The organism is Halalkalibacter flavus, assembly GCF_036663575.1.
Lineage (GTDB): Bacteria > Bacillota > Bacilli > Bacillales > Bacillaceae_D > Halalkalibacter > Halalkalibacter flavus.
In genome coordinates, this window is record NZ_JAWRVK010000156.1 from 1 (window position 1) to 325 (window position 325).

At 42.8% G+C, this 325-nt stretch carries 1 tRNA gene; it reads left to right on the plus strand.

The window, feature by feature from the left end:
* Positions 1-250 precede the first annotated feature (250 nt).
* Positions 251-321, plus strand: a tRNA-Gly gene (locus tag SAY88_RS24830).
* Positions 322-325: the final 4 nt, after the last annotated feature.

The window sequence follows — 325 nt, forward strand, 5'->3', positions numbered from 1 at the left end:
CTTAGCTCAGCTGGATAGAGTGTTTGACTACGAATCAAAAGGTCGGGAGTTCGAATCTCTCAGGGCGCGCCATGTATCTTTTTAGTTAATATAATATGCGGGTGTAGTTTAGTGGTAAAACCTCAGCCACGAGCAAAACATCTGCTGAATAAGCTTCGAGTTGTCTCGACGCATTTGCTTCTAAGAGATACTTGAAGAGGAAGAGACAAGTTAGTGCGTTTTTCTTACAATGTTCACAAAATATTACCATGCGGGTGTAGTTTAGTGGTAAAACCTCAGCCTTCCAAGCTGATGTCGTGAGTTCGATTCTCATCACCCGCTCTTA